Below are 11,939 nucleotides of genomic sequence, written 5' to 3' on the forward strand. Positions count from 1 at the left end.
TCAAAGGGGGGCGAAGGGGGGATAGGGGGCTAAGGGGGGATGTGGTGAAGACTTCTTGAAACCTAGCTTATCGGAAAAGAATGGAGTATTACAAAAGGTCTGCAATGCCTACTCAGAGGTGAGCTTAATGTATCGGGGGCGCGGTCTGCCCATTTACATCACATGGCTGGACAACAAAGCTTTATCGTTATTTGCCGACTATCAAGTGGTGGTTTTAGGCGATCGAGAATTTTGCAGTGTTCAGTTAGCAGCATGGCTGCGTCGGGTTCATCTCACTTTTGTAAAAATACGAGTCTGGGGTAGGTTGGGTCGAGCGATAACAATTATGGGGAGTCAGCCGAACCAAGCCGAACAAAACACGAGATCGTTAGAGCGGCGCTGAGCGTACGTCAGGCTCTCAAGCACTACGTTGAAGCGAACTCATCCCAACCTCCCGATGCGATCGCGGCGTTTTTGTCGGTGGTGGACAGGGTTCCGAGATGTCGCGCGCAGTTACGGGTTTGGCGGGCGCTGTCGGCGAGGGAGTCTGATGCGATAGCAGAAACGGTCATCGTGTTCGATCGATGGGGCTGAATCGTTGGATTACTCTTTCTTCAGTGTACCGTCTGAGGGAGTAGGGCGATGATGGGGTGGGATGACGATCGGGTGAGGCGATCGAGGATTTGTGAAACCTGCCGATTCTAAATCGATAATTAGGATTCTTGATGCAGGAAGGAAATCTCTTGCGATCGCTCAACTTTGAGGGATAATTAGAATGAGGGGAATTGTCGATCGAGGAGCCTCGCGCTAGATAGATATTTAGATTGACAATCGTTATCTTAACTTTAACGCAATCTTACACCCGATCTCGAATTTTAAATTTGAACTTTCTACACAGACTATTGAATTCAAAACAATGATTAGTCCCCAAGAAATGGAAGATCTCCTTGATGAGATGTACAACGCTTTTACTCCTATGCCACTACAACCAGGAGATCCGGCTTACGTGGACTGTCGGGAAGTGCGGGGAGATGAGGATGTTGTGGAGGACTTGGGGCGCACGGTGCGGCGATCGAATGCCCTGACGTATCAGTTATATTCTGGATATCGGGGGTCTGGCAAAACCACGGAATTACTGCGGTTGAAAGAAGACTTAGAGAATCGGCATCATGTCGTAGTTTATTTTGCGGCTGACGAAGAAGATATCAGCGTCCAAGACGCACAATATACGGATATTTTACTGGCTTGTACTCGTCATTTATTGCGAGAACTCAAAGACAAGGCAAACCCCGAACCAATTTTGAACTGGCTCAAAGCGAGACTGCAAGATTTGCAAGATGTGATGTTGACTGAAATTAACATCGATAAAGTCAATTTAACGGTAGGATTGAAAGAATTTGCCAAGGTTGCGGCATCGATACGGGCAGAGCCGGGACAACGCCAAAAAATTCGAGAGCGTATAGAACCCCACACAGAAACACTGATTCAAGCACTCAATACGTTTATTGAAGAGAGTAAAAAAAATCTCCCAGAAAAGACGAAATTACTGGTGGTTGCCGATAATCTCGATCGCATCGTTCCCATTTTTAGAGAGAACGGACGTAGCAATCACGAGGAAATTTTTCTCGATCGCCACGAACAATTAAAAGCTCTCAAGTGTCATATTATCTACACGGTTCCCATTTCCCTGATTTACTCGCGTTGGGCGACAGAACTTAAGGATAACTATGGAATTCCTCAAGTGTTACCGTCAATTATGGTGCGTTGGGAAAATGGTGATTCTTACGATAAAGGATTAGAGATCCTCAAAACGATCGTTCGCCTGAGAGTTCCTGCGAGTTTGCGAGATTCGCTCGTTCCCGAAGTTTTTGAGTCTGAGGACGTTTTACAAGAACTCTGCTTGATGAGTGGGGGTTACGTGCGGGATTTGGTACAGTTGATGCAGGAGGCGATTACTAAAACGGACGTGCTACCGATTCGAGGGCGGGCGGTGCAACGAGCGGTTGATGCGTTGCGGGATGTATACCGACGAGCGGTAGAAGAGGATTGGTGGGAGGTGTTGCGGGAAGTGCATAAAGACAAGGAAATTGAAAACGACTCAGTACAGCGGAGTTTGTTGTTTAGTCGCTGCGTGCTGGAGTATCGCTATTTTGATGATAATGGTGATAAACGCACTTGGTATGATGTCCATCCTGTACTGTGGAAGGAGTTATCATGACAAAGCAAATTCGAGATGACGAGTTCGATCGCAGCGATCGCCAAAATTTAACATTTGAAAAATTCGGTTTTTGGAATTCAGAGGCAGCAGAAACGCTAAACGAGTTATTGCGGGCTTTACGACGCAAAAAAGGATTTGGCTTATTTTTTGTTCAATGTAATCCATCTCGTGGCGAACAAATTATAAAAGCAATTCGGGGGCATTTTCCTGAAAAGCGGGTCGTTCAATTTGAATTAGATCGACAGAGCGAAACACTTTATGAAAATTTACTGGAATGTTACCGAGCAGAAAGGTTTGAAATTGCTTGTGTAACGGGAGTGGAACAGGCATTGTATGACTATGAAGATACAAAGCGCCTCGCCGGTTGGAGTTCGGAAGAAATTTATAACTATAGTTGGAAAGGTGTTCCGCCGCTTTTGAGTCATTTAAATCGGCAACGAGAGGCAATTGAGGAAAACTTGCCGATCTCATTAATTTTTTTAGTTCGTAGTTTCGCGATCGATTACTTTATTCAACGAGCGCCAGATTTTTTTGATTGGAGATCGGGATTTTTTAAGTTTTTAGAGACTTACAAAAAAGCCCAAAAGGAGCCTGAAAAATTATTGGAAAAATATTTTCAAGAATATCTTCATCTCACTTCAAATCAAAGAATAGAAAAAATATTAGAAATCAAAGATAAGATACGGCAGGTCGATCCATCAAACTTCGATCGAAAATCTAGTTTACTTCTAGAACAGGGACGCTTGTTTGAGAGTAATAAAGATTTCCAAGAAGCACTAAATTGTTACGATCTTGCCTTAAGAGTGAATTTTAACAGTTATGATGCTTGGCACAGTAGAGGCGGATTACTTCATATTTTAGAACAATATGAGAAAGCTATTGAAAGTTACGATCGAGCGCTAGAAATTAAACCAGACCTTTACTTCGCCTGGACAAATCGAGGCAATGCACTCCGTAGTCTAGAGCGATATAAAGAAGCTATTGAAAGTTACTATCGAGCGCTAAAAATTAAACCAGACTTTCATTATGCATGGAACGGTCGAGGTAATGCATTTAACCATTTAGAGCGCTATGAAAAGGCAATTGAGAGCTACGATCGGGCTCTCGAACTAGAACCAAATAGCGTTTATGGTTGGACAGGAAGAGGAATTGCTCTTTGGAACAATCGAGGAAATACGTTAATTTATTTGTCAAAACAACCGAAGAAAAAAATTACTTCACTGCACGATCATGTCTTAGAAATTCAGCCTAATTTTCACGATAGTGAAAACAATCAAAACACTCAATTAAAAAAAGCAATACATTACGAAAAAATCGTTAAAAACGATAATTTATCTTTGATAAAAAAAACACACGATCTCTGTGTGTGGTCTAAAAAAGAAATCGATCCATATAAATTTTATGAATACGAAGAAGTTATTAAAAGTTATGATAAGGCTCTAGAGATTCAACCCAACTATTATCCCGCATATATGAATAAAGGGTTTGTACTTTATCAGCTAGGCAAACACGAAGAAGCTTCAAATTGCTTTGCTGAAGTTGCCAAGATACAAGATATACAATGTGTTACAGAAATGCAATATTTACGATATGCATTAAATAACCAAGGTTATTTAGAGCTTGCTCAATACTCTTATGGCTTTCGACCGATTGTATTCAAGCCTTTATTGATTCGTAACTCTCAAATTCATATCGATCTAAGTAAAGACGATATTTTTTTGGTACGCTGCCAGAAAGCTTTGGAGTTATTCAATTCTGCTCTTAATGCAGACCCCGAGCAGACATTAGCTTGGGCAAATCAAAGTTTTCCTTCCTACTATTTGAAACAGTATCAAAATGCCCTTAAAAGTTGCAATAAAGCACTCGAAATCGACCCAGAAAATAAAGAGGAAATGAACGAGGTTGTCTATACAAATCGAGGTTGTATTCTCCTCAAGCTCGAGAACCCTACCGCAGCCCTCCAAGATTTTACCGCAGCACTCGCCATCGACCCTAAGCTCGATGAAGCATGGAACGGTCATGGAACCGCCCTTTATCAACTGGGGCGTTATGTTGAAGCGATCGAGAGCTTCACTCGGGCAGCCGATCTCAATCATCCTCTCGCAAAAACTAATCTTAACCTTACTCAAAAACAGCTTGATGAGTCTGTAACTTGAATCAGTGAAGTCCTACTTTTTTATTATTTCTTAAATTGAAAATATTGGTAATTTTCACCGAAAGGTTGAGATAATTCAGTGAGGCGATCGCAAGTCTCCCGTTCCTCGACTCGGTACTGTCGTTTCCCCTTGTCCCCTTGTCTCGCCCTCTCCCTTTCTCCCCTTCTCGTAATAAGATCGGTGAACGTAGTCCTCTGCAAACAAACAATCGTGAAGCCCGTGAACTCCCAACCGTCCGCCGATCGCTCGCTGTGGTCGTGGCTCCGCCGCCTGTGGGGTGCGATGTCTCGTTATCGAACCGTCATTGTCGCAGTGACGCTCGCGATCGCCTTATCGGGATGCGTGAAATACGATGTCGATATTAACTTCCAAAGTCAAACCCACGGCGACATCGTCCAGCACGTCAATCTCTCGAAGCGGTTTGCCAGTCTCAGCAGCGTGACGGTGCAGGAATGGTTAGACAGCCTCGATCGCCGAGCGAGATCGCTGCAAGGCTACGTCAAACGGGACGGCGATCGCACCGCAACAGTCGTGATTCCCTTCAACAACGGCGACGAACTCGTCAGTCGCTTCAACAAGTTTTTCAACCCCGTCGACAATCGCGCCGTCGCACCAGAAATGGCCGATCGAATTCCCCAACTGGCCACTCGCCTCGACCTCCAGCAACGGAACTTCCTGTTTGCCATTCACAACCACCTCAGTCTCGACGTGGATTTACAAGCCCTCGGCGTCTTATCGACTGAAGGTAACGTCCTCGTCAGTCCTGGCGGATTGCTCGATTTACAATTTCGCCTCAATACCCCCTGGGGCGCAAAGTACGATACTGAAATCGAGGAGTTTTCTCTACCTCACGAAACGTCAGGCAGTTCCCCGCTCGTTTGGACGCTAGAACCCGGAGAACTCCAACATCTCGAAGCCAACTTCTGGGTTCCGAGTCCCATCGGCATCGGGGCGGCTTTAATTATCGCAGTCATGGCGATCGGTAGTTACTTAAAACACCAACTCCTCCCTGCATTGGGAATTGGCAAACGGACGACGGCGTGAGGGGCAAGGGAGAACGGGAGAGGGGGAGAGGGGGAGAACGGGAGAGGGGGAGAAGGGGAGACAAGGAATACCCTATGGAGTCGGTGCGTGACGAGTTGGCCGGTAAGACCGGATACTTTTCTTGTCTTTAGGTCACGCACCCTTGTATGTTGGCGGTGTACATTGGCGGTGCGTGACAGATCGATCGGTCTGACGATCGACACCCTATTTTTCAAGTCACGCACCCTACGATTGCTGTTCCCTGTTCCCTGTCTTCACTGGTGACTGGTGACTGGCGACTGTCTTCAAACCATTTCTTTTAGTGATAGTGCAGCGTCGTTGAGGCGTTGGGTTCCTTCCTTCACTTGAGCGATCCCCGAAGCGTTCTCCTGGGCGGCCGTGTTGAGGGAGTTCATGGCTTCGATCACTTGTTGTACCGCACTGACCTGCTGTTTGAGCGTGAGGGAAATTTGCTGGTTGTTCAAGACCACCTCGTCGATCGCCTCGCGCACGCCTGCAAACGCGTCAGAGGTATCGTGGGTGATGTGAACCCCGGACTCGACGGTTTTCGTGCCTTCGTCGGTCACCATCACGGTGGAGTTGATGGCATTTTGAATGTCGGCTACGAGGGCGTTGATTTTTTCGGCGGATTTTTTGCTTTGGTCGGCGAGTTTGCGAATTTCGCTGGCGACGACGGAGAAGCCTTTACCGTGTTCTCCGGCGCGAACGGCTTCGACAGCGGCGTTCAGGGCTAACATATTGGTTTGGTTGGCCAGATCGCTAACGAGTGTGGAAATGTTGCCGATTTGGTTGGTTTGTTCGCTCAGTCGTAAAATTTGTTGGGCGATCGCCCCGACTTTATCTTTGAGGGCGTTCATGGTTCCGAGGGTCTCGCCGACTGCGCGAGTTCCGTTGTCGGCGCGATCGAGGGCTTGGCGAGCGTTACTCGTGGTTGCGTCCGCCTGTTCCATCACTTGACGCGCTGAGGCTCCGAGTTCGTCCATCGTGGTGGTCGTTTCGTTCACTGAGGCCGCTTGCTGGGTCGCTGCTCGTTCTTGCTGTTCGACGGTTGCAGCGATTTCTGAGGAGGAACTGGCCACCCATCCGGCGGATTCGTTGATTCGATTGGTAATCTTACTCACGATCCACAGGCTGATGGAGATCGATACGACGATGGTGAGTAAGGTAAACGCTAACGTAGAATTGGCGAGATCGTTCAGGGCGTTGTCTTGGTTGCTTTGGCTGTCGTCAACGAGTTGTTTTTCCCGTTGGCGTAACTCCTCTAATAAGGCTTCGACTCGTTCGGCTCGAGCGCGACCGTTGGCTTCTCTCCATTGGGCGATCGCGCGATCGCGCGCGCCACTATTGACTAAGGCGATGAGAGACTCGCTTAACGCCATTGATTGGTTGACTTCAGCCATCAGTGCGTCGAACGTATTGCGTTGTTCTTCGTTCAGAAGTCGGCCCTCGAGTTCGGCCACGTCCTCCTGAAATTTTTGTTTGGCTTGGTTGTAAGACTCTAAGGAGGCGCGATCGCCGTCGAGAAGGTAGCCTCGAGTCGTCCGCGACATCACTTGAACGTTGAGGGCGAGATCGCTGATGAGGGTGCTGTTATGGACGAAGGCTTCGACTTCTATTACTTCTTGTCTGATAATACCTACGTTTCGCCAAACGACGACAGACGACACGATCGACAACACGATCGGAACGAGGTATCCGAGAATAATCCAATATCTAAGTTTTAGGGTGTTGGGCGATACCATCGGGGGGACAACTCCTAACACAATTGCAATGCAGTCGGTCGGACGCTCTCGTCTGACGGGCGACGAAATCGTAGATCTGCTGTTGTTTATGATACCGCTCTGGGAAAACTCAACGATAAAGCTCGTATAAAAATTTTAATGAAATGACTGTCGAGCGATCGCAGTCCCATTTAATGTCGAGATCGATATTTCCTGATGAAGAAACTTAAATTCATCTAGTGGTTTATTGGGATTCTAATCGATCTAGTCGTGCTTGTATGATTTCGAGCTTCAAGTCTAATTGCTTGATATTTTGAGATAGATCGGCAACAATTTCTTCTAAATTTAAAAGACGATCTTCAAGAGATGAGGGCAAAGATTTCTCTTCTCGAGCAGATTTATCTAAACGATTAAAGGCATCGACAACTATTTCCCAACTCCGCGTTTTAAGCGTAATTCCAGATGTCGATTTTAAATAGCGATATGCCTCGTTCAATTTACCAAATTTGGCTTTTAATGTCTCTGGCGTCCAAACTGTTGGCGAGGCGAGCGTTCGATCGCTCTCGGATTGGGGAAATTGAGCTTCGGGACGTGAGGCTCGATCGCGATCGGTTTCGACACGGCTCTCGACGACTTCTCCTCCTTCGGCTTTCGCATAAGCATATCCGGCTCGTAAGGCTGTTTCGGCAACTCGAAGGGTATTGTCGGACAAATCGTCTCCGATTTCTTTCATGTTCTGGATGCCGTTTTTGATGGCCTCGAGTTTTTGGGTGGTAGACTTTAATGAATCGGTAAGTTTTCCCATAAGGCATTGATTTCCGAGTCTGTTTATCGATCGTCGAGTAGAGATTTATTCAGACTTGCCGGATCTTCTTTCGTCCAGTCTTCGGTCGGTTCTGGCAGTAGCGGCGTCGGCATAAACTCTCGAAGATCGGTGGTTAACAGCCGTTTTGCCGCTCGAAGGAGTTTTATGAATCGGTTGCCGACGGATAAAATATTGCTATCTTCACGAACGTCTTCGTAAACTGATTCAAATTCTTCAATGAGTCGTGTGGTTGCTTTCAGTCGAGCTGTCAGTGTATCGACTTCTTTTTCAAGACGATGACTGTGTTCTTGTAAGTCAGATTTTTTATCAGTATTATATCGCAACGACTCTTGTAATTTTTGTCGTTCTTGCTGGACGATATCTAAAGCTCGGACTGTTTTTTGAAGGTTAACGTTTAAGATTTTTAATCTGTCTTTAGATTCGACTTGACGTCGGACTAATTGTCCTCGACTCAAAACTAAACTTTTATACTCTGTTCTTAGGTTTAAATAATGGGTTTCGAGTTCTTCTCGACTGAGTTTTTCAGTATGTTTAGGAAACGATCGCACGCTGGGATATTCTCGATAACCCGACAGTTTTAAATCAGACATACGACATTGCAACGGAGTTTTAGAGTTTCCATTGCCTCATAACACGACAATTCGATATAGAGCAGTCCCCAATGAGTCGTCAAAAATTAAAACACCAAAAAAAATCCGATTTTCTGTTCCCTATTCTCTGTTCCCGATTTTGTTACACAACTGATTTAGGGTTGCTATAGACAATTATTGTTTAGTTTAAATTATCCTGCGATCGCACTGCGTCCGTCAAGATTGCGTCACGATTGTTAACGCACTCCTCGATCGCGGTCGAGCAACGATCGATACGATTCGATCGAGAGGCATCTCAACCCTTTCAATCGATCGAAAACGAGCTTTCGTACTCGATCGCGCTGCTATTGGGTTTCGCGATCGCTCACCCCAAACTTATATTTTTACCCAAGTTGAGATGCTCCCTTTTCGTTGCCGCGATCGCACCGATTTAACAGACCGCCGAGGGTAAAATACCGCCGATGGCAGATGCCGGGCCGACGACACAAATATACGGTTCGATAAAATAGCGACTGGCAACGCGACGAGCTGTTTCTGCTGTCACCGCAGCGATCGCTTCGGGAAACTGTTCGTCAAACTCGATGCCCAACCCGATAGTTTCGTACCATCCTAACACTTGTGCGATTTGGGAATTGGTTTGTTTCCCGAGAGCGTACTGTCCGAGTAATTTATTTTTCGCCGTCTGTAGCTCTTCCTCCGTCAGCAACAACGCCGTCAGCCGTTCGACTTCCACGCGCAATCCCTCGATCGCTACCGCCGTATTTTGAGGTGCAGTCCCCATATACACGACAAATTGAGACGTGTCGATGCGCGTCGGATAAAACGCCGAGACATCATAGGCCAAACCGCGTTTTTCTCGCAGTTCCACGAACAAACGACTCGATAAACCGTTTCCGAGATAAGTATTGAGCAGTTTCAGCGTGGCGTATTCTGAAGACACCCGCTCGTCGGATTTCGCGAGGACAGACGGGACGAGATACCCCAGCATCACGATCGATTGTTGGGTATCTTGCGGCAATCCCGTAATTTGCGGACGGGAAGTAATCGGAGCTAAATCTAACGCTGGAATGGGATTGTCAGGAATTTCCCAATCGCCGAAGGTTCTTTCGATCGCCGCCACCGCTGCTTCTAAATCCCAACATCCCGCGAGGCTGACGACGAGGTTGTCGGGACGAAAGTACGTACGGTGAAACTGAAGTAAATCGGCTCGCGTCAAACTGGCGACGGTGGCTTCGGTTCCCAAGGTCGATCGCGCGTAAGGTCGATCGCCGTACATCGCTTCTCGCAGGCGGGAAAACGCCATCGAAAACGGTTGTTCTTTTTGCGATCGAATCGCTTGTAACGTCGATCGCTGTTCGAGTTCGACTTCAGCTTCGGGAAACGAGGGCGATCGCAGCAGTTGTCCGGCCAGAGACAAGACGTCTTCAAAGTCTGCCGAGACCGTTTTCAAACTCATCAAAAAATAATCGCTGGTGGTTTCAGCCCCCAAACTCGCCCCCACCGATTCGACGCGTTCGGCAATTTCCATCGACGACAGCCCGTCCGTTCCTTTCGTCATCACGGCGGCTAACAGGTGGGAAATCCCCGCGCGATCGGGACGTTCGCAACGACTGCCCGCTTTGACGAACAGACGAGCCGTCATAATATCGGCTGTTGGGTTCTCGACAGCCACGACAACGATACCGTTTTTGAGAACGACGCGATGGGCGATCCGTTGGGTCATTGAGTTGCGCTCCGGTCAGGTGTAGTGAAGAGGTTAGAGTGAAGAGTCGAGAGTGAAGAGCAAGGCGAGGCTGCGACGCTGGCGTTGACGGATCTTCTGTTGAAAATACAGGAAGATTCCTGCCTCACGAACCGACGCCTCGAGACAATGGGCCGGGGAAAATGGGGCATCGAGCTGGCGAACTGCCCTCAATACGTTACCATTCATCGCCGATGGCAACCGTGGCCACGTACCGATCGATCGTGAGGTATTGACGGGCGAGTTGACGTAAGGTTTCGGCGTCGAAGACTTGAATGCAATCGGGATATTTCACAGCAATTTCCGCTTGGGTCAGGGTTTGATAGTAGCCGTACAACCCAGCCAGTTGAGCGGGGGTTTCCGTTGAAAAGGCGTAGTCGTTTCGCAGTTGGCGTTTGGCGCGATCGAGTTCGGCTTCGGGAACGAGTTCGACGTGTAGTTGGTGGAGGCGATCGACGATCGTCCGTTCGACCACCTCGAGATACGCCGGATCGAGCCAGGCACTAATGGTAAACAGGCTCGAATCTCGTTGTAGGGAAAAGTAACTCGTAATGCCTTGAACCCACTGGCGTCGCTCTCGCAGTTCTCGGACTAGCCGCGACGCTCGCCCGGCAGCCAAAACCACCGAAAGCAAATCTAACCCGTAGGCGTCGGAAAGGCGATCGATACCCGGTCCGACCCACGCCAAGTTCAGCCGTGCCATTTCCAGTCGCGGCAACCGTAACTCGCGGCGTCGCACGTTTAATAAGGGAGGTTCGGCTTCGATGCGGGCGTTGGGACAGTTCGTCGGAGTGGGGAAGTTCTGAAAACACTCGTCGACGCGATCGAGAGCTTCGGCTTCGGAAACGCCACCGACCACAACGACCGTCATTTTATCCGGTTGGTAGTGGAAGCTGTGGAAGTTCCGCATCTCCTCGGGCGATCGTGCCATCAAGCTCTCTTCGGTTCCCAACACCGGACGACGATAAGGATGGCTTCGATAGAGTTCCTCCATCGTCGCCTCGAACAGTAAATCGTCGGGATTGTCGTAGCTTTGCAAAATCTCTTCGAGAACCACTTCCCGCTCTCGGCCGAACTCCTCCTCGGGAATCGCAGCCCGTAGCAGCAGTTCCGCTAGGTGAGGTAACGTTTCGTGGAAATGCGTCGCGGCCGTAGTGATGAAGAAATGGGCGTAATCGTGACTGGTGGCAGCATTGGTCACGCCGCCACAGCTTTCGATCGCGCGATCGAACGACCCCGGTGCCAGGCGTGCTGTCCCCTTAAATACCATGTGTTCGAGAAAATGCGCCATCCCCGACCACTCGTCCGGCTCGCTGGCCGCCCCTGCCCGAACCCAAACATCTGTAACGACGACCGGACTGGTCGAAACCTGTTGGTACACGACGGTCAAACCGTCGTCCCGTTGAAAGATACGGGCGGGACAATTGGGCTGAGTGGGAACGCGGAGCAAGTGGGACTTTTTAATTTGGGGCATGAGGATTCATACTTTCCATCAAAGCGCGCGCCGGAAAAACGGGAATCGCGATTTCCAACGGCAAACGAACCGACTCTGATGCTCGAGGGACGACTGTTTCCTGTAGCGAGCAGGTAACGCCCGACCTCTCAATTGGTCGTTGTCAATGGGTAATTGCCCGAGTCGGTCGGCGTTTTTTTCCAGCCTAGCG

At 48.4% G+C, this 11,939-nt stretch carries 10 protein-coding genes; 4 read left to right on the forward strand and 6 right to left on the reverse strand.

From position 1 onward, the window contains the following. Positions 1–127: 127 nt before the first annotated feature. Positions 128–382, forward strand: a complete 255-nt coding sequence (locus GEI7105_RS37310; protein WP_144053798.1) for a hypothetical protein — start codon at positions 128–130, stop codon at positions 380–382. Positions 383–404: 22 nt separating this feature from the next. On the opposite strand, the gene GEI7105_RS38485 is transcribed toward GEI7105_RS37310, so the two are convergent. Next, positions 405–551: a hypothetical protein gene (locus GEI7105_RS38485; protein ID WP_017660987.1), complete on the reverse strand. Its 147-nt coding sequence runs from the start codon at positions 549–551 to the stop codon at positions 405–407. A 404-nt stretch (positions 552–955) separates the two neighbouring features. Between GEI7105_RS38485 and GEI7105_RS0113510 the strand changes: the two genes are divergently transcribed. The 3 genes from GEI7105_RS0113510 (at position 956) to GEI7105_RS0113520 (ending at position 5,397) form a co-directional block, all read left to right on the forward strand. Further along, positions 956–2,197 (forward strand): P-loop NTPase fold protein, encoded by a 1,242-nt coding sequence (locus GEI7105_RS0113510; protein ID WP_017660988.1) that lies wholly within the window; start codon positions 956–958, stop codon positions 2,195–2,197. Next, on the forward strand, positions 2,194–4,353 hold the full coding sequence (locus tag GEI7105_RS33490) for a tetratricopeptide repeat protein (protein WP_017660989.1): 2,160 nt from the start codon (positions 2,194–2,196) through the stop codon (positions 4,351–4,353). The genes GEI7105_RS0113510 and GEI7105_RS33490 overlap by 4 nt, the downstream gene beginning before the upstream one ends. Positions 4,354–4,572: 219 nt before the next feature. Beyond that, positions 4,573–5,397 carry a DUF3153 domain-containing protein gene (locus GEI7105_RS0113520; protein ID WP_218959072.1) on the forward strand — a complete coding sequence of 275 codons (825 nt, stop codon included), beginning with the start codon at positions 4,573–4,575 and terminating at the stop codon, positions 5,395–5,397. A 284-nt stretch (positions 5,398–5,681) separates the two neighbouring features. Here the strand turns inward: GEI7105_RS0113520 and GEI7105_RS0113525 are convergent, their stop codons facing one another. The 5 genes from GEI7105_RS0113525 to GEI7105_RS0113555 form a co-directional block, all read right to left on the reverse strand. Further along, the gene (locus GEI7105_RS0113525; RefSeq protein WP_245555406.1) at positions 5,682–7,160 is read right to left on the reverse strand and encodes a HAMP domain-containing methyl-accepting chemotaxis protein; all 1,479 of its coding nucleotides are present in this window, start codon (positions 7,158–7,160) and stop codon (positions 5,682–5,684) included. A 202-nt stretch (positions 7,161–7,362) separates the two neighbouring features. Further along, entirely contained in the window at positions 7,363–7,923 is a 561-nt protein-coding gene (locus GEI7105_RS0113530) for a hypothetical protein (RefSeq protein WP_017660992.1), read from the reverse strand. Between the two features lie 23 nt (positions 7,924–7,946). Beyond that, positions 7,947–8,534 carry a hypothetical protein gene (locus GEI7105_RS0113535; protein ID WP_017660993.1) on the reverse strand — a complete coding sequence of 196 codons (588 nt, stop codon included), beginning with the start codon at positions 8,532–8,534 and terminating at the stop codon, positions 7,947–7,949. Between the two features lie 430 nt (positions 8,535–8,964). After that, positions 8,965–10,257 (reverse strand): M16 family metallopeptidase, encoded by a 1,293-nt coding sequence (locus GEI7105_RS0113545; protein ID WP_017660995.1) that lies wholly within the window; start codon positions 10,255–10,257, stop codon positions 8,965–8,967. 196 nt (positions 10,258–10,453) lie between these two features. Beyond that, the gene (locus GEI7105_RS0113555; protein ID WP_017660997.1) at positions 10,454–11,749 is read right to left on the reverse strand and encodes a M16 family metallopeptidase; all 1,296 of its coding nucleotides are present in this window, start codon (positions 11,747–11,749) and stop codon (positions 10,454–10,456) included. Between the last annotated feature and the right edge of the window lie 190 nt (positions 11,750–11,939).

This window comes from Baaleninema simplex PCC 7105, from assembly GCF_000332355.1.
GTDB lineage: Bacteria > Cyanobacteriota > Cyanobacteriia > Cyanobacteriales > Geitlerinemataceae > Baaleninema > Baaleninema simplex.

Excerpts from the sequence above, each read along its gene's own strand:
- GEI7105_RS37310 (WP_144053798.1), top strand. The coding sequence starts at position 128 with ATGTATCGGGGGCGCGGTCTGCCCATTTACATCACATGGCTGGACAAC.
- GEI7105_RS38485 (WP_017660987.1), bottom strand. The coding sequence starts at position 551 with ATGACCGTTTCTGCTATCGCATCAGACTCCCTCGCCGACAGCGCCCGC.
- GEI7105_RS0113510 (WP_017660988.1), top strand. The coding sequence starts at position 956 with ATGCCACTACAACCAGGAGATCCGGCTTACGTGGACTGTCGGGAAGTG.
- GEI7105_RS33490 (WP_017660989.1), top strand. The coding sequence starts at position 2,194 with ATGACAAAGCAAATTCGAGATGACGAGTTCGATCGCAGCGATCGCCAA.
- GEI7105_RS0113530 (WP_017660992.1), bottom strand. The coding sequence starts at position 7,923 with ATGGGAAAACTTACCGATTCATTAAAGTCTACCACCCAAAAACTCGAG.
- GEI7105_RS0113535 (WP_017660993.1), bottom strand. The coding sequence starts at position 8,534 with ATGTCTGATTTAAAACTGTCGGGTTATCGAGAATATCCCAGCGTGCGA.
- GEI7105_RS0113545 (WP_017660995.1), bottom strand. The coding sequence starts at position 10,257 with ATGACCCAACGGATCGCCCATCGCGTCGTTCTCAAAAACGGTATCGTT.
- GEI7105_RS0113555 (WP_017660997.1), bottom strand. The coding sequence starts at position 11,749 with ATGCCCCAAATTAAAAAGTCCCACTTGCTCCGCGTTCCCACTCAGCCC.